Below are 17,112 nucleotides of genomic sequence, written 5' to 3'. Positions count from 1 at the left end.
GGGGGGCGGGGCCCCGCCACCCGCCCCGCCCCGGGGGCCCCCCCCGCGGCGCGGGCCCGCGGACTACCGGCCCGCCGCCGCCGTGTGGGTCCGGTTGATTCCGGCGATCATCGCGCGAAGAGTCGATTCCACGCCGCTCTCCCCCATGCCCATCACCCACGTGCGACGTGCGCCGGACCCGCAGAGCAGGAACGTCACGTGCAGGTCGCCGAGATCGTGCCGGTGGAACGAGTGGATCTCGATGCCGAAACCGAGGTCGTAGAGCATCGCCGTCATCCCCGCGACGGGACCACACGCGAGCGCGGACGCGGAGTGGATCGTATCGCCCACCGCGATCGTCGCTTCGAACGCCGATCGGCCCGCCGGCAACGTGGTGGCCGACCAGTCACCCAATCGAAGGGGACCGCGCTCGGAGGCGTACACCGCGAGGAACTCCGGCCACGACATTCCGGCGGCTTCGGCACGCAGCGGGAGCGGAAGCGGGCGGCCGTACCGCGCAGCGAAAGGATCGAGGGGCGTAGCACTGCCGGGCGCGCACGCCGGTGCGGCACGCAGAGCGGTTCGACGAGAATCCGACGGACGCGCAAAGGCAGCATCGAAATCGGAGGAGAGGAAAGAAGTGAAGGCGTTCATTTCGGGAGGTCTTCCGCGAGAAGGAAGGACCGACGCATAGCTCAACGACCCGCAGCGAGGGGTCGGTCCGAATCAGACCCCGCTACGGCGGTGAACTACGAGTACGCGCTTCATAGGTGCCGACCTTAAAGGGTTTGTGAACGTTCCGCAACAATGAGTTGTGCACGATGTGACGGAAACGTGACCGCAGCAGGTGGAACTCCCCGAAAACACTCGGGTAGCGTGGAACGTGCCATCCCCCCCGATGGTATTGGACCCCAGCCATGACCCCCCATCCAAGGCTGGGGTTCAGCCATTTCCGGGCCCGGAACTTCCCGCCCCGACCACTCGGTGCTTCACTGGATCCATGCCCACGTCGTCGTCACTCGAAGAGTCCGTCTCCGTCGGTCCGGCAGGCATCTGGGATGCCGAAACCATCGCCGGAGTCGCCGCCACCACGTTTCCGCTCGCGTGCCCTCCAGGGGCCGGGTCCGAGGACATCGCGGCGTTCGTCGAGGAAACCCTCAGCGCAGAGAACTTCAGCGAGTACCTGACCGACCCTCGCCGCATCGTGCTGAAAGCCTGCGTCGACGACGAGATCGTCGGCTATCTGATGGCCGTAGATCCGGCGAGTGAGACCACGGTGGACCCCGCGAGTGAGAACTCGGTGGACCCCGCGAGTCAGAACTCGGTGGACCCCGCGAGTGAGAACTCGGCCGCGTACGCCGTACCCGACGTGGTCACCGCACGACCCGCCATCGAGATCAGCAAGCTGTACGTACTTCCGGGACATCACGGCGCCGGAGTATCCGCCGCGCTGATGGACGCGATCGTCGAGCGCGCCGCCGAGCGCAGGCGTGCCGGGCTGTGGCTGGGTGTGAACCAGGAGAACACGCGTGCCCGTCGCTTCTACCAGAAGCACGGCTTCGAGGTCGTCGGTACGCGAACCTTCGTTGTCGGTTCACAGACACACGACGATTTCCTCATGCAACGCGTGCTGTGACCGCCCCGCCGGTCAGCCGGCGGCAACCTCGAAACGGGACAAGGCGAGCAGACGCGACGTGGCACGCAGGTACTTCTTGCGGTACCCGCCCGACAGCATCTCGGGCGTGAAGATCTCGTCGAGCCGTGCGCCGGCGACCGTCACCGGAATGCTCGCGTCGTAGAGGCGATCCGCAAAGACCACGAGACGCAAAGCGACCGACTGATCGCGCGCGGGGTGCACCCCGTTGATGAAGACCGCGGGCACTCCTTCGACGAGCTTGCCGTACCGGGACGGGTGCAGGGTGCTCAGGTGATCGCACAATTCGTCGAAGTCGTCGAGCGTCGCGCCGGAGACCTGGTCCGCACGCTCGATGAGCTCCTCCGACTCGATGGGATCGGGGGCCGGCGGCAGGTCGCGGTGGCGATAGTCGGGTCCGTCCACGCGGATCGTCTCGAAGATCGAGGCGAGCTTCTTGATCTCGCGCAGGAAGTCCTGGGCCGCGAAGCGACCCTCGCCGAGCTGGCCCGGCAGTGTGTTCGACGTGGCCACGATCGACACTCCGCGTGCCGACAATTCGGTGAGCAGCCGGGAGATGAGCATGGTGTCGCCCGGATCGTCGAGTTCGAACTCGTCGATGCACAGGACGCTGTGACTCGACAGTTCCTCGACGGCCTTGTTGAACCCCAGCGCTCCGACGACGTGGGTGAGCTCGACGAAGGTGCCGAAGGCTTTCGGGGACGGTGCGCTGTGGAAGATCGAGGCGAGCAGGTGGGTCTTGCCCACGCCGAAACCGCCGTCGAGGTACAGCCCCGCCCCCTGGGCCGGGGCCTTACGGCCGAACAGGCCGCGCTTGCCGCCCCGGATCTTCTCGACCTTGCCGACGAACTCCTCGGCGGCCTTGACCGCCGCGGCCTGGCTCGGCTCGGCAGGATCGGGGATGTACGACGCGAAACTCACCTCGTCGAACATCGCGGGCGGCACCAGCTGGGCCACCAACTGATCTGCGGGCACCACCGGGTTGCGGTCGACGAGGCGTTCGTGCATTCATCCAGCGTAAGGCCGCAGAGTGAGTGGGTAGCACCGCCCAAGCGGAATGCGACCTACTTCACAGAACGTTCACCATGTGTTCACGAGTCGCGAGGACAATCCACTGCCCCGCGAGGCGGCGCCGATTTCACTCTTACCGGGATCATGTCCGGGCCTCGGGACGGCCGCTCACGTCCACACCTGTGCACTCCCCGATCGGTGACACCTGGCAGGCTGTCCCCATGCGCAGAACCGGTGTGCTCGCGGTGGGATGGATCGCGGTGGCCGCAGTGGCCGCCGCGTGCGGAGCGGGACCATCGGTCCGGCCCGACGTCGCCGTGGTGCGCGAAGGAGTCGATAGCAGCGAACCGACCGTCCAGGAAGACGAGGACGCGGCGCCCGAACTGCCCGTTCCTCAAACGGACCTCACGTGGCGCGACTGCACTTCCGACACCGTGGCGTCCTACTCGCTCCCGTCGGGGCCGACAGGTCTGTCGCTCGAATGCGCCGAAGTGCCGACGCCGATCGACCCCTCCGGTGCTGTTCCCGGCACCTTCCCGCTTGCCGTGCTCCGGGCGCAGCTCCCGGACACCCCGGACGATGTCGCACCTCTGGTCCTCACGACGGGCAGCGACATGCCGTCGACGCGCGCCCTCGCCGCACTCGCAACCGGCCCGCTCTCGGGCGTGCTGACGACGCGTCCGGTGGTCGCGGTGGATCGTCGTGGCATCGGGATGTCGCTGGCCATCGACTGTGTGTTCGGCGCCGACCGTCGCGCCCTCGCCGATCTGGGACAGTTCGGTCGCAGCGGGTCCGCGCCGGAGCGAGTGGCCGAACTCGGCCGCCAGGCCACGATCTCCTGCACCGACTATCTTCAGCCCCAGGAGTTGATGTTCAGCGCGTCCCACGCGGCCGGCGACATCGACCGGCTGCGGCAGGCATGGAACGTCGAGCGCGTGGGCCTCCTCGGCATCGGAAACGGCGCGGCGGTGGGTCTCGCATATGCCGCGGCCTACCCGGGTGCCGTGGGACGGCTCGTGCTGGACTCCCCCGTCGCCGCATCGGGCGACGCAGAACAGATCGCGGAGTCGCGCGCCCGCGGCGCCGAGTCCGCGGTGGACGCGTTCTCGCGGCAGTGCGCAGCGCTCGACTGTTCGCTCGGTGACGACCCCCGGCAGGCTCTCGAAGACCTCCACGCACAGGCCTCGAGCGGCGCTCTGGCACCGGTGTCCTCCAATGCCTTGCTGACGGTGATCAGCGCGTATCTCGGCACACCGCGCGGAGATCTTCCCAGCCGGATCCGCGAACTGTCCGACACGCTGGCTTCCGCGCGGGACGGCGATGTGGTGCCACTGCTCGATCTGGTGGGCACCGCCGAACAGATTCTCGCCTCCGACGGCCAGTTCGTCTCGCGGTGCAGCGACGGCCAGCGATGGCCGACGCCGACCCGCGCGGCCGATCTCCAGCGCAACTGGGCGACGCTCTACCCCCTGTTCGGTGCGGACACGGCCGCGGCTACCACCGCATGCGCGGCCTGGCCCACCCTGCCCGCTCCACCCCTGCCCGCAGCCCTCGACACCCCTGTACTCGTCACCGGCGGCGCTGCGGATCCCATTGTCGGCAGCGTGGGAGTCGAATCGGTGACCGGCGCGCTCACCGCCGGCGCGATCGCATGGTCGACCGTGTCCTGGCAGGGTGCCGGTTATTCCGCCTCGTTGCATTCGACGTGCATTCAGGGCCGCATCGAGCGGTACCTGAGTACGGGAGAGCTGCCGCCGAACGGAAGTCTCTGCCCGGCGTGAGACGCGACGCGCCGTTCCCCTGCGTGCCGGGGGACGTGCGCGGTCCCGATCCCGGACGGGGTACCGTGCCGTAGTGTTCCTCAGCAGTCTCGAACCCCGGACGGCACGAACCACCGCAGACGTGGTCAAGGCCGTGGTGTGGCCATTGGCGGTCCTGACCGTTCTTCACCGGGTGGTGATCAAAGCAGTCAACGGTTTCCGGACCGATGATTTCACCCCGGTCTACAACGCGGCGCTCGCGTTCCTCAACCGGCTTCCGGTCTATACCGCGAACTTCCAATGGGTCGACCCGCACTACCTCTATCCCCCGTCCGGGACGCTGCTGATCTCGCCGATCGCCGTGATCGACCCCGAACGATCCCGGTGGCTGTTCATCATTGCGAACGCCGTCGCCATCCTGATCGCGCTGTACCTGCTGCTGCGCATGTTCGGCTTGCGGCTCGACTCGCCCATCGCTCCCATCCTCGTGCTGGGTGCGTTCGCGTCCGAGACGGTGACCAACACGCTGGTCTTCACCAACATCAACGGACTGGTGCTGCTGGGAGAAGTCGCGTTCCTGGTGCTCCTGCTCAAACGCCGAGACCTCTGGGCGGGCGTGATGCTGGGACTCACGTTCGCGGTCAAACCGATCCTCGCGCCTCTGCTGTTCCTTCCACTCGTACGCGGCCAGTGGAAGGTGTTCCTCACCGCCGCCGGGGTGCCCATCGCACTGAACATCATCGCGTGGCCACTGTCGGTCGACGCGTGGGATTTCGTCGAACTCACGGTGCCGTACCTGCTCGAGTCCCGCGACTACTTCAACAGCGCGATCGTCGGCAACGGGATGTACTACGGGCTGCCCGGCTGGCTGGTCCTGGGCCTGCGCGGTGTGCTCGCCGTGCTCGTGGCGGTGTCGCTCTGGCTGCTCTACCGCTACTGCCGCAACGACGAGGTCTTCTTCGTGTGCACCGCCACCGGTGTGCTCCTGAGTGCGTCGTTCCTGCTGGGATCGCTCGGCCAGATGTACTACTCGATGATGCTGTTCCCGCTGCTCATGACCGTGCTGCTGCCCAATTCCGTGATGCGGAACTGGCCGGCGTGGCTGGCGGTGTACGGATTCATGAGCTACGACTCCTGGTTGTCCGGGCGCTGGGTGGAGGCGGGCCGCGCGGCGGAGTACATGAAGACGACGCTCGGGTGGTCGCTGCTCATCATCGTGATCTTCGCGGTGCTCCTCGACCGTTACCTCGCGGCGCGCCGCGAAGGGCGGCTCGACGACGGTATCGAGCCGTCACACCTGCTCCCCGCCGCGGAGGACACCGATGAGGTCGCCGCACGGGCCTGAGACGTACCGGGCACGGCAGGACGGGACGGGGTGCGTCGTGGCGGCGGTCTCGGAGCGCGACTAGCGTGGGGACATGACTTCCACTCCCCGATCCGAACCCGCTCCCAAGGTTGTGCTGAGCGAGGACGAGTGGCGCGACAAGCTCACTCCCGCCGAGTATGCGGTGCTGCGTCAGGCCGGCACGGAACGGCCCTTCACCGGTGAATACACCGACACCGAGTCCGAGGGTGTCTACGAATGCCGGGCATGTGGCGCCGAACTGTTCCGCAGCAGCGAGAAGTTCCCGTCGCACTGCGGCTGGCCGTCGTTCTTCGATCCCGCCGACTCCGACGCCGTGATCCTGCGGACCGACGATTCGCTGGGGATGCGCCGCGTGGAAGTGCTGTGCGCCTCGTGCCACAGTCACCTCGGCCATGTCTTCGAGGGCGAGGGCTACCCGACCCCCACCGACCAGCGCTACTGCATCAATTCGATTTCCTTGCGCCTGGTTCCGACAACGTAACCCCCGCGTCCTTCAAGGCGCTCCACAGCCCGTCGGGCCGCTCCGTCGTCGGGAGTGGCTCGACGAGGCGGAACGCGCACCCGATCTCTGTAGCGGCGCCGTCCGCTTCCACACTGTCGCCGATCATCAGGGTGCGTTCGGGTTCGACCCCGAGCGCTTCGACGGCATAACGGAAGATCTCGGGCTCCGGTTTGACCGCACCGATCTCGAAGGACAGCGCGAACACGGAGACCAGGTCGTCGATGCCGAGTGCGGCGAAGGCAGGCCGGATGTCGAATGCGATGTTGCTCAGGACCCCCACCGCGATGCCGTCGCCCGCGAGTGCTTCGATCACGGGCACGGTATCCGGGTACACCGTCCAGCTCGTCGGATCGACCACCTTTCCGTACAGCGTCTGAGCCTGCTGCGGGTCCTCGACACCGGATCTGCAGAGCACGGTCAGATACGCCTCCCGATGCCGGCGCGGGTCACGGTCGCGATTGATCCAGGCGTGATGCTCCTCCGCGTCCATCTCCACAGGCTGTCCGGTAGGAGCGGTCAGCCGCCGCATCAGTTCGGCCTGCCGGCTCACGTCGAAGGCCCCACCTCGTGCATCGGTGATGCCGGCCATCCAGCTCTCGTCCTCTTCGAGCCGGAACAGCGTGCCGGAAAAGTCGAACAGAACAGCATCGAACGGTCGCGCGCTCATGGTCCGAGGCTATCGACTCACCGACTGCCCCGCTGTGCGACGCGAACCCGCCGGGTGGCGCCGTCGTGGCTATGGGGCCATGATCGGACCATGGCGACAACGCGCAGCGGGCCCCGGATCGGCACAGCGAAGGTGTCCATCGTCGGCGTCGGCAGCGTCGGAGCGGCGGTGGCATACGCGTGCCTGCTCCGCGGCACCGCGAACACGATCGCGTTGTTCGACACCAACGCGGCTCGGGTGCGCGCCGAGGTTCTCGACCTCAATCACGGCACCCAGTTCACTCCGGCCTGCCGCATCGAGGGCAGCGACGATATTTCCGTGACCGCAAATTCCGACCTCGTTGTCGTGACCGCGGGCGCGAAACAGAAGCCCGGTCAGTCCCGGCTCGATCTCGCAGCGGCCAACGTCGCGATCACACAGTCGGTCACGCCCCGGTTGCTCGCGGAGTCTCCCGACGCGGTGATTCTGTTCGTCAGCAATCCCGTCGATATCGTCACGGCAGCGGCCATCGCGGTGACCGGCGTCGACGACGGCAGGATCTTCGGGTCGGGCACGGTTCTCGACTCGGGTCGTCTGCGCTATCTCATCGCCGAGCGTGCCGGAATGGCGATCGAGAACACCCACGCGTTCGTCGTCGGCGAGCACGGCGATTCCGAACTCGCGCTGTGGTCGGGAGCGTCCGTCGGTGGCATTCCCATCGACTCGTACACGGTCGACGATCGCGTCGTGTTCGATGCCCGGACCCGCGCAGACATCTTCCACGAAGTGGTGCGCAGCGCCTACGAGATCATCCAGGGCAAGGGTGCGACGAACCTCGCGATCGGGCTGTCGACGGCCCGGATCGTCGAGGCAGTGCTGCGCGACCAGCGGCGCGTGCTGCCCGTGTCCTCGTTGCAGACCGGGATCCACGGCATGCGCGACGTGTGCCTGTCGCTGCCGACCATCGTCGACGCGGGCGGCGCGGACAGAGTTCTGGAGGTGCCGCTCTCGGAAGACGAAGCGGCCGGACTGGCCGAATCCGCCGCGACCCTGCACAACGTGCAGAAATCACTCGGGTTGTAGAAATCGCTCGGGTTGTAGACCGCGCGTTTCCTCACGTCACGGTCGGCGGGGCCTGATCGTCGGCGGGTCGTACGCGCGGATGGGCGGCAACTCCCCCTCGAACCGTTCGATCTCGACGAGCACGTGCTGACCCGTGCATCCCTGCGCCAGCGACGACGTGCCCGTGTCGGGAGTGAGAACATTCGGGTTGCCGTGCACGCACATGGACTCCGGATCGGCAGGGTCGAGCGGGTCGTACCACGCTCCCGTCGCGAGTTGGACGACCCCGCGGCGCAGTCCTTCGTCGAGCAGCGCACCGGCCAGGCACGCACCCCGGTCGTTGTACACGCGCACCACGTCGCCGGGGGTGATTCCGCGCTCCGCCGCGTCCTGCGGATGGATCCGGATCGGTTCGCGGCCGTGGACCTTGCTCTTCTGACTGGTCGCACCATGGTCGAGCTGGCTGTGCAATCTGCTCTTGGGCTGGTTCGCGATCAAGTGCAGTGGGAACGTCTGTGCCCGCTCACCGCCGAGCCACTCCTCCGGTTCGTACCACGTCGGGTGGCCCGCGCAGTCGTCGTATCCGAAGCCGTCGATGTCCGCCGAGAAGATCTCGATGCGCCCGCTCGGTGTGCGGAGCGGATTGTGCTCCGGGTCGGCCCGGAACTCCTCGAACAGCGTGAGGTCGTCCTCGGTGCGCATGCGGACGTGGCCGCGACGCCAGAATTCCGCGAACGGTGGCGGGTCCTCGAGCCGGCGCTCGTCGGCGAGGACGTAGCCGCGCCACTGCCCGTACAGGTGCTCGAGCCACTGCGCCGACGTGCGCCCCTCCGTGAACCGCTCCCCGAATCCCAGTCGGTGCGCGAGGGCGGAGAAGGTGTCGTAGTCGTCGCGGGCGTCGGCGAAACGGGGTGCGGCCGCCTGCATTGCGACGAGCAGCGGATCGTTGCGCGTGCACGACAGATCGTCGCGTTCGAGCGCGGTGGTGGACGGCACGACGATGTCCGCGTGCTTGGCCATCTGCGTCCAGTACGGGTCGTGGACGACGATCGTGTCCGGCCGCGTCAATGCGCGGCGCAGGCGGGCGAGATGCTGATGGTGATGGAACGGATTGCCGCCCGCCCAGTAGACGAGACGGGTATCCGGAAATGTCAGCCGTCGGCCGTCGTAGTCGAACTGCTCCCCCGGATGCAGCAGAAGATCGGAGATCGCGGCGACGGGGATGAAGTCCTCGACGTCGTTGTTGCCCTGGAACAGGGTGGGCAGCGGGTAGGGCACGGGCGCACGGCCGGGTTCGTTCATCGATCCGTACCCGTGGCCGAATCCCCCACCGGGAACACCGATTTGACCCAGCATGGCCGCCAGAGTGATACCGGCCCACGGTGCCTGCTCACCGTGTCGTACCCGCTGCAGCGACCACGTCACCGAGATCAGCGTCCGGCCGGAGGCCATCCGGCGAGCGAGATCGACGAGAGTGGAGGCCGGCAGACCCGACAGTTCCGCAGCCCATTCCGGTGTCTTGGGAACACCGTCGGTGCGGCCGAGCAGGTACGCCTCGAACCGGTCGTATCCGGTGCAGTAGCGGTCCAGGAACTTGCGATCGGCCAGACCTTCGGACGCGAGGACGTAGGCGAGCGCCAGCATGATCGCGACATCGGTGCCCGGGCGGGGGGCCAGCCATTCGTGCTCGCCGTGGACGTCGTCGCGCAGCGGGGTGATGGACACGATGCGTCCTCCGCGGGCGCGCATCCGGTCGAGGGCGCCGCGCGTCGGATGGTCGCTGGTGCCGCCGTCGTTGACGCCGGTGTTCTTCAGCGGCACACCACCGAAGCACACGAGCAGGTCGGTCTCACGCGCGATGACGTCCCAGTTGGTGGAGCGCGCGAACAGTTTCCAGTGGGCCCCGACGACTCGCGGCATGATCACGCCGGTCGCGCCCAGCGAGTAGCTGTGCACCGAGCGGGTGTATCCACCGAACATCTTCAGGAAACGGTGCACCTGGCTCTGTGCGTGATGGAAACGTCCGGGCGACGACCATCCGTACGATCCACCGAAGATCGCGCGGTTGCCGTGACGCTCCGCTACTCGCGTCAGTTCCGCGGCGAGCAACTCGGTGAGTTCGTCCCAGGAGACGGCGACGAATTCGTCGCTGCCGCGGTCGGTGCTCGGTCCCGGCCCGTGTTCGAGCCATCCCCGCCGGATCGCGGGACCCGTGATCCGGGAGCGGTGCCGCACCGATCCCGGAATGTTCTGCAGGATCGGCGACGGATCGGCGTCCCCCGCGTAGGGGTGCGCGGCGACGACTTCGCCGTCACGCACCTCCGCGGAGTACATACCCCAGTGCGCCATCTGGGAGAAGCGTGCTCCGGGCAGCGCGGAGCCGTCCGTACCGATCGGGCCGGTCGGGCCGGTCGGGCCGGTCACGGTCAGGGCAGCGACTCGATGAGCGCTTCGACCTCGACGCGCGGACCGGTGAAGAAGGGTGTTTCCTCGCGCACGTGCATCCGGGCTTCGGTCGCACGCAGGTCGCGCATCAGATCGACGATCCGGTCGAGTTCGGGTGCCTCGAAGGCGAGGATCCACTCGTAGTCGCCGAGTGCGAACGAGGGCACGGTGTTCGCGCGGACGTCGGGGTAGCCGCGTCCTGCCTTGCCGTGATCGGCGAGCATGGTCCGGCGCTCGGCGTCGGGCAGCAGGTACCACTCGTAGGAGCGGACGAACGGGTAGACGCAGACGTATGCGCCCGGCTCCTCACCGGCGATGAACGCCGGCACGTGGCTCTTGTTGAACTCTGCGGGGCGGTGCAGCGCGACATTCGACCACACCGGCGCGCTGGCCCGGCCCAGGTCCGTGGTGCGCCGGAAATCGGCGTAGAGCTTCTGGAGGTCTTCGAGCCGCTCGGCGTGCGACCAGATCATGAAGTCGGCATCCGCGCGGGTGCCGGCGACGTTGTAGATGCCGCGGACCGTGACATCGGTGTCGTCGAACTGGGCGAAGAACTCCTTCGCGTTCTTGATCGCCGCTGCGCGGTCGTCGTCGAGAACGCCCGGCTGCACCTGGAAGACGGACCACATGGTGTAGCGGAGGGTGGAATTGAGTTTGTCGTAATCGAGACGTGCCATACCGTTCATCCTGCCATTCGTGCGGCGAGTCGTGCCGCCGCGGTGGTTCCCGACGCGACGCATGCGGGGACGCCGACACCGTGCAGCATCGCGCCGGCGATTTCGAGTCCGTCGACTTCCGCGACTGCGGCGTCGAGCGCGCCGACGACATCGTTGTGCCCGGACCGATACTGCGGAAGCCCCCCGTGCCAGCGCTGCACGTAGGAGGCCACCGGCTCGTCCTCGACTCCGGTCACGGCGGCGAGGTCGGCGCGGGCGAGGGTGACGAGTTGCTCGTCGGAGGCGGAGAGCAGCGCGTCGTCGCCGTAGCGCCCGAACGACGCCCGGGCGAGCGCGACGTCACGCTGCGCGAGATGTGGCCACTTCCGGCTCGACAGGGTGAACGCCTTCGCGGCGAGTTCTTCTCCGGTCGCCACCAGAATCCCGGAGTTCTGCGGCAACGCCGAACCGCCGGGGAGAGCGAGAGCGACGACGACCGACGACGCGAGGGGTATCTCTGCCGCAAGGTCCGCGGCCGTCGGCACCGCCTCGGCCAGAAGCGCGGCGACCTCGGTGGCGGGTACCGCCAGCACAACTCCGTCGACCTCGCCGACGGGATCGAGCGACCATCGTCCGTTGCTGCGGCGCAGCCCGCCCGCGGTGGTCTCCAGGTGGATCTCGGGCGCTGCCGCACGCTCGAGCGCTGCGAGCAGCACCCCGTAGCCGTCGCGCAGAGTGCCGAAGACGGGGCTGTGCGACGGTGCCGGGAGCGCCGCCGCGACCGCGGCGGTCAGGCTCGTCGCACCGGCGTCGAGTGCCGCGGCGAGCGCCGGGACGGTGGCGCGGACACCGGCGGTGTCGGACAGTCCCGAGTAGACCCCGCCCAGGAGCGGGTCGACACTGCGGCGGACGACCTGCTCGCCGAAACGCGAGCCGACGAGCGCGGCAACCGACATGTCGCCGGTCCGATCCCAGTTGAGCGGCACGCCCGGTTCGTCGCTGATGCGCTGCAGCGTCTCGTCGTCGACGAGTCCTTCGACGGAACGGGCGTCGGCGGGGATACCCATGAGCGTCCCGGCGGGCAACGGCCGAAGCCGGCCCCCGGCATAGAGCAGTGGCCGCGCGCCCGACGGATGGACGACCTGGTCGCTCAGGCCCAGTTCGTCGAGCAGGGCGGGAACCTCGGGCCGACGCGCGATGAAGGCTTCGGCGCCCACGTCGACGGGCCCGTTCGCCAGGTCCACGGTGTGCAGTTTGCCGCCGAGTCGCGGGGACCGTTCGAGTACGACGATTCGGGCATCGGGGCCGAGTGCGCCGCGCAAGCGGTAGGCGGCGACGAGGCCGCTGATGCCACCACCGACGACGGCGACGACAGGGTCGGTCACAACGAATGCACCAGCTCGACGACGCGGGTGAGCATGTCGGGATCGGTGTCGGGCAGCACACCGTGGCCGAGGTTGAAGATGTGGCCTGTCGCACCGGCCGCGAGTGCGCGGTCCGCTTCGGCGACCACGCGCCGGACCTCGCGTTCGATGACGTCCCAGCCGGCGAACAGGATGGCGGGATCGAGGTTGCCCTGCAGCGCCTTACCCGGCCCGACCCGCTGCGCCGCCACATCGAGCGGGATGCGCCAATCGACTCCGACGACGTCGGCTCCGGCCTCGCCCATCGCGCCGAGCAATTCGCCTGTGCCCACACCGAAATGGATCCGCGGTACCTGGGCGGCAGCGAGTTCTGCGAACACGCGCTCGGAGTGCGGGAGCACGTATTCGCGGTAGTCGGACAACGGGAGCGCCCCGGCCCACGAGTCGAACAGCTGGATCGCGTCGACGCCGGCTGCCAGCTGGGCGCGCAGGAAGGTGATGGCCATGTCGGTCAGACGCCCGAGCAGCGAGTGCCAGGTTGCCGGATCGGAGTGCATGAGCGCCTTGGTGCGCTCGTGGTTGCGGCTCGGGCCACCTTCGACCAGGTAGGACGCGAGCGTGAAGGGGGCTCCCGCGAAACCGATCAGCGGAGTGGTGCCCAGTTCCTTGGTCAGCAACGTTACGGCGCGAGCGACCGCGCCCACTTCCTCGGCTTCGAGGTGCGGAAGGGCGGCGACATCGGCAGCGGTGCGCACCGGGTCGGCGACGACCGGCCCGGTTCCGGCGACGATGTCGAGATCGATTCCCGCAGCCTTGAGCGGAACCACGATGTCGGAGAACAGAATTGCGGCATCGACCTTGTGCCGGCGTACCGGCTGCATCGTGATCTCGCAGACGAGTTCGGGGTCGAAGCACGATTCGAGCATGCCGACGCCCGCGCGGATCTCCCGGTATTCCGGCAGCGAACGCCCCGCCTGACGCATGAACCACACCGGGCGGTGCGACGGCTGCTTCCCCCGGGCCGCAGCCAGCAACGGAGCCTCCGGCAACGCTCTGCGCGACGGGTACTCCGCGGGCACCGCGGAAGCGACGTTCGTGTTTTCCAAGCCGGTCATCGATCCTCGTTCTTCGGTCTCGTCGGGTTCGGTCGGACCCCGGTTCGAAGCCCATGCTGCCACGCTCACCCGCCCCGCCGGAACCGGCGCGCCTCCCGCGTGCACTGCGTCACCGGCGCTAACGTCCGCTGTCGTGACCACCTCACCCGAGCCGGCCCGCTTCCGCGCGGCCGTCGAATCGATGAAGGCGGCCACCGTCCGCAGCGAGATCGAAGTGGCACCGATCAGACCACCGCAGCGACTGGCACCGCACAGTTTCGCGCTGGGCGCCGAGGTCCTGCACGACGAGTCCGACGGTGTCCCCGAGGAATCCGAAGGCGATGCCTTCGGCCGCCTCATCCTCCTGTACGACCCGAACGGTGACGAAGCCTGGCACGGCACCACTCGGCTCGTCGCGTACATCCAGGCCGACGTCGACGCCTCACTCGCCGCCGACTCGCTGCTTCCGGATGTGGCCTGGAGCTGGCTGGTCGATGCCCTCGAAGCGCACGGCGAGCCGTTGACCGCACTCGGCGGAACCGTGACGGCGACGAGTTCGGTGCGGTTCGGCGACATCGCCGGCCCTCCGCGAGCGCATCAGCTCGAGCTTCGCGCGTCGTGGACTCCTCGCTCCGACGTGCTCGCCCCGCACGTCGAAGCCTTCTGCGATGTCCTCGCATACGCCGCGGGTCTTCCGCCTACCGGCGTAGCGCAACTGCGGTCCTGACGGATACGCCCGATTCGGGCCTCTCGGGAGACGGTCGAGTTCTAGCCTGAGGGGCATGCAGCGCCTCAGTGGTCTCGACGCCGGCTTCCTCTACCTCGAAACCCCCAGCCAGCACCTGCACATCTGCGGGTTGCTCGTCCTCGATCCCTCCACGGTGCCGGACGGATACGACTACCGGGCCGTCCGCCGGGAGTTGGACGCACGCCTCGACGCGGTCCCCGCCTTCCGCATGAAGCTCGCCGACAGCCGCTTCAATCTCGACCATCCGGTCTGGGTCGACGACAAGGACTTCGACCTCGACCGCCATCTGCATCATGTCGCGGTACCGTCTCCGGGCTCGCGGACCGAACTCGCCGACCTGTGCGGCCACATCGCCGCGCAGCCGCTCGACCGTGCGAAGCCCCTGTGGGAGATGTGGGTGGTCGAAGGACTCGACGACGGTTCGATCGCGGTGATCCTCAAGATGCACCACGCGGGCGTGGACGGGGTGTCGGGTGCGGCGATGATCGCTCAGCTGTGCAGCCTCGACCCGGCGGCACCGCGCCCCGACACGATCGCCCCCGGCGTCGGCGGCGGAAACGAGATCTACATGGCGGTCGCCGGCGCGGTGAACGTCGCCCTGCGTCCCCTGCACCTGGCCCGGATACTTCCGTCCGCCGTGACCTCGGTGGCGTCCTGGGTGGCACGAGCGCGCCGTGGAGACGCCATGCCGGCCCCCTTCACCGCGCCGCGGACCCCGTTCAACTCGACGATCACCGGCCACCGGGCCGTGGCGTTCGCCCAACTCGACCTCGCGGATGTCAAAGCCGTGAAGAACGCGTTCGGCGTCAAGGTCAACGACGTGGTGATGACCCTCGTGGCGAGTGCGCTGCGCAGTTACCTCGCAGGCCGGGGCGAACTCCCCGACAGTCCGCTCGTCGGGATGGTGCCGGTCTCGGTCCACGAGGAGTCCGACCGGCCGGGACGTAACCAGGTGTCGGCGATGTTCGCGGGCCTGCACACCCACATCGAAGATCCGGTCGAGCGCCTGCGCGCACTCGCCGACGCGAACGAGGTGGCCAAGGACCACAACGCCGAGCTGGGCGCGAACATGCTGCAGGACTGGTCGCAGTTCATGGGAGCTGCGGTGTTCGGCGCAGCCATGCGCACGTACGCCGCATTGCGGCTCGCCGACAAACACCCCGCGATCCACAACCTGGTCATCTCCAACGTGCCCGGTCCCCCGCAGGCGCTCTACTTCCTCGGAGCGCACGTGACCGCGCTGTACCCGTTCGGCCCGCTCTTCCACGGAGCCGGACTCAACATCACGGTGATCTCGCTCGAAGACAAACTCGACGTCGGCCTCATCACCTGCCCGGAACTGGTCCCGGACCTGTGGGTACTGACCGACTGTCTGGCGCCGGCGCTCGACGAGTTGCTGGCCGCCGCGGAGCAGGCCCGGTCATCGGACGACGAGGACTCGAGCATCGACGGCGTGAGCCGATGAGCGCCCGTTCTGCGCGCGGCACAATCTCGCTTTCCCAGGACAGCCGCTAGAGTCACGCCCATGTCTGCAGGCCAGGACCACGAGACGGTAGTGCCCGAGCACAGCTCTCCCACTGGCGGTGATTCCCCGAACGAGCACCCGCCCGCGGCGACGGTGCCGCTCCTCGAGCCGCGGGAGGGCGTACCCGAGGTGGTCACCACCGCCGCGGGTGTCGCCGAGGCGGCTGCGCTGCTCGCCCGCGGGCACGGACCGCTGGCCGTCGACGCGGAACGGGCCTCCGGCTACCGCTACTCCGCCCGGGCCTATCTCGTCCAGTTGCGGCGCAACGGCGCCGGCACCGTGCTTCTCGACCCGATCCCCACGGCAGCCGACCTCGCGCCGCTCGCGGAAGTGATCAACGACCTCGAGTGGGTGCTGCATTCGGCCGACCAGGATCTTCCGGGCCTGGCAGAACTGGGCCTGCACCCCGCTGTGCTGTACGACACCGAACTGGCGGGCCGGCTCGCCGGGTTCCCGCGGGTCGGGCTCGCTGCGATCGTCGCCGACACGCTGGGGTTCGAACTGAGGAAGGGGCACGGGGCCGCGGACTGGTCGACGCGTCCGCTGCCCGACTCCTGGCTGAACTACGCGGCGCTCGACGTGGAAATCCTCGTCGAACTCCGCGACGCGATGGCCGAGGAACTCGAACGGCAGAACAAGACGGAGTGGGCCGCGCAGGAGTTCGAACACATCCGGCTGGCCGGACCACCCGCACCGAAGCCCGAACGCTGGCGGCGAACGTCGAAGATCCACACGCTCAAAGACCCGCGCCGTCTCGCGATCGTGCGCGAGTTGTGGATCACCCGGGACGAGATCGCCGCGAACCGCGATATCGCGCCGGGCCGCATCCTTCCGGATTCGGCGATCATTGCGGCGGCGGAGGCCGCGCCGGCCACCCTCACCGACCTGCGCGCCCTCCCGGTCTTCGGTGGACCTCGTCAGCGGCGGTCGTCGCGGCTGTGGTTGTCGGCGATCGATCGTGCCCGCGCCCTGCCCACGTCGGAACTGCCTCCGGTCACCCCGCCGTTCACCGGTCCTCCGCCCGTGGGCCGGTGGGCCCGGCACCATCCCGAGGCTGCCGCACGACTGACGGCCGCGCGCGCCGAACTCGCAGCGCTGAGCGAGGAGGTGTCGGTTCCCGTCGAGAATCTGGTGAGCCCCGAACTCGTTCGGCGCCTGTGCTGGGACTGGGACGTCACGCCCGGGTCGGATGCCGAGGCCTACATCGAGGAGAAGTTCGCGGCCGGAGGTGCCCGGCCGTGGCAGCGGGCGCTGACGGCACCGCGGCTGGCGAAAGCTCTCGCGCCGGCGGAGTAGCGAC

General features: G+C 68.4%; 15 protein-coding genes. 8 read left to right on the top strand and 7 right to left on the bottom strand.

Annotation, left to right across the window (positions count from 1 at the left end):
• Window positions 1–63: 63 nt before the first annotated feature.
• Window positions 64–633, bottom strand: a complete 570-nt coding sequence (locus TVH25_RS06560) for a 2-isopropylmalate synthase (RefSeq protein ID WP_296551129.1) — start codon at window positions 631–633, stop codon at window positions 64–66.
• 346 nt (window positions 634–979) lie between these two features.
• Between TVH25_RS06560 and TVH25_RS06555 the strand changes: the two genes are divergently transcribed.
• A complete protein-coding gene (locus TVH25_RS06555) occupies window positions 980–1,615 on the top strand; it encodes a GNAT family N-acetyltransferase (protein ID WP_378528497.1) in 636 nt (211 codons plus the stop codon).
• A gap of 12 nt (window positions 1,616–1,627) precedes the next feature.
• On the opposite strand, the gene zapE is transcribed toward TVH25_RS06555, so the two are convergent.
• Window positions 1,628–2,641, bottom strand: a complete 1,014-nt coding sequence (gene zapE, locus TVH25_RS06550; protein ID WP_169652362.1) for a cell division protein ZapE — start codon at window positions 2,639–2,641, stop codon at window positions 1,628–1,630.
• Window positions 2,642–2,865: 224 nt separating this feature from the next.
• Between zapE and TVH25_RS06545 the strand changes: the two genes are divergently transcribed.
• The 3 genes from TVH25_RS06545 (at window position 2,866) to msrB (ending at window position 6,251) form a co-directional block, all read left to right on the top strand.
• Entirely contained in the window at window positions 2,866–4,425 is a 1,560-nt protein-coding gene (locus tag TVH25_RS06545; RefSeq protein WP_422423624.1) for an alpha/beta hydrolase, read from the top strand.
• Window positions 4,426–4,498: 73 nt separating this feature from the next.
• Window positions 4,499–5,749, top strand: a complete 1,251-nt coding sequence (locus TVH25_RS06540; RefSeq protein WP_296551136.1) for a glycosyltransferase family 87 protein — start codon at window positions 4,499–4,501, stop codon at window positions 5,747–5,749.
• Window positions 5,750–5,822: 73 nt separating this feature from the next.
• Window positions 5,823–6,251: a peptide-methionine (R)-S-oxide reductase MsrB gene (msrB, locus tag TVH25_RS06535; protein WP_169620703.1), complete on the top strand. Its 429-nt coding sequence runs from the start codon at window positions 5,823–5,825 to the stop codon at window positions 6,249–6,251.
• On the opposite strand, the gene TVH25_RS06530 is transcribed toward msrB, so the two are convergent.
• Window positions 6,214–6,939, bottom strand: coding sequence for an HAD family hydrolase (locus TVH25_RS06530; RefSeq protein ID WP_169620702.1), 726 nt, complete (start codon window positions 6,937–6,939; stop codon window positions 6,214–6,216). The two genes, msrB and TVH25_RS06530, sit on opposite strands and share 38 nt — an antisense overlap.
• 90 nt (window positions 6,940–7,029) lie before the next feature.
• Here TVH25_RS06530 and TVH25_RS06525 point away from each other — a divergent pair, with 90 nt between their 5' ends.
• The gene (locus tag TVH25_RS06525; RefSeq protein ID WP_422423623.1) at window positions 7,030–8,001 is read left to right on the top strand and encodes an L-lactate dehydrogenase; all 972 of its coding nucleotides are present in this window, start codon (window positions 7,030–7,032) and stop codon (window positions 7,999–8,001) included.
• A gap of 36 nt (window positions 8,002–8,037) precedes the next feature.
• Here TVH25_RS06525 and TVH25_RS06520 read toward each other — a convergent pair whose 3' ends face one another.
• The 4 genes from TVH25_RS06520 to hemE form a co-directional block, all read right to left on the bottom strand.
• Window positions 8,038–10,329, bottom strand: a complete 2,292-nt coding sequence (locus TVH25_RS06520) for a molybdopterin-dependent oxidoreductase (RefSeq protein WP_296551225.1) — start codon at window positions 10,327–10,329, stop codon at window positions 8,038–8,040.
• A 77-nt stretch (window positions 10,330–10,406) separates the two neighbouring features.
• Window positions 10,407–11,102, bottom strand: coding sequence for a hydrogen peroxide-dependent heme synthase (hemQ, locus tag TVH25_RS06515; protein WP_169620700.1), 696 nt, complete (start codon window positions 11,100–11,102; stop codon window positions 10,407–10,409).
• A 5-nt stretch (window positions 11,103–11,107) separates the two neighbouring features.
• The gene (locus tag TVH25_RS06510) at window positions 11,108–12,466 is read right to left on the bottom strand and encodes a protoporphyrinogen oxidase (RefSeq protein ID WP_422423622.1); all 1,359 of its coding nucleotides are present in this window, start codon (window positions 12,464–12,466) and stop codon (window positions 11,108–11,110) included.
• The gene (gene hemE, locus TVH25_RS06505; protein ID WP_296551140.1) at window positions 12,463–13,560 is read right to left on the bottom strand and encodes a uroporphyrinogen decarboxylase; all 1,098 of its coding nucleotides are present in this window, start codon (window positions 13,558–13,560) and stop codon (window positions 12,463–12,465) included. The genes TVH25_RS06510 and hemE overlap by 4 nt, the downstream gene beginning before the upstream one ends.
• A 133-nt stretch (window positions 13,561–13,693) precedes the next feature.
• Here hemE and TVH25_RS06500 point away from each other — a divergent pair, with 133 nt between their 5' ends.
• The 3 genes from TVH25_RS06500 to TVH25_RS06490 are packed head-to-tail and all read left to right on the top strand — an operon-like array spanning window position 13,694 to window position 17,108.
• The gene (locus tag TVH25_RS06500; protein WP_169620697.1) at window positions 13,694–14,266 is read left to right on the top strand and encodes a DUF3000 domain-containing protein; all 573 of its coding nucleotides are present in this window, start codon (window positions 13,694–13,696) and stop codon (window positions 14,264–14,266) included.
• A 55-nt stretch (window positions 14,267–14,321) separates the two neighbouring features.
• A complete protein-coding gene (locus TVH25_RS06495) occupies window positions 14,322–15,752 on the top strand; it encodes a WS/DGAT/MGAT family O-acyltransferase (RefSeq protein ID WP_296551141.1) in 1,431 nt (476 codons plus the stop codon).
• Window positions 15,753–15,812: 60 nt separating this feature from the next.
• The gene (locus TVH25_RS06490; protein WP_296551142.1) at window positions 15,813–17,108 is read left to right on the top strand and encodes a ribonuclease D; all 1,296 of its coding nucleotides are present in this window, start codon (window positions 15,813–15,815) and stop codon (window positions 17,106–17,108) included.
• The last annotated feature ends 4 nt before the right edge of the window (window positions 17,109–17,112 follow it).

The sequence above is a fragment of the Rhodococcus sp. 7Tela_A2 genome (genome assembly GCF_049311045.1).
Classification (GTDB): domain Bacteria; phylum Actinomycetota; class Actinomycetes; order Mycobacteriales; family Mycobacteriaceae; genus Rhodococcus.
This window is presented reverse-complemented; position numbering and strand designations above follow the sequence as displayed.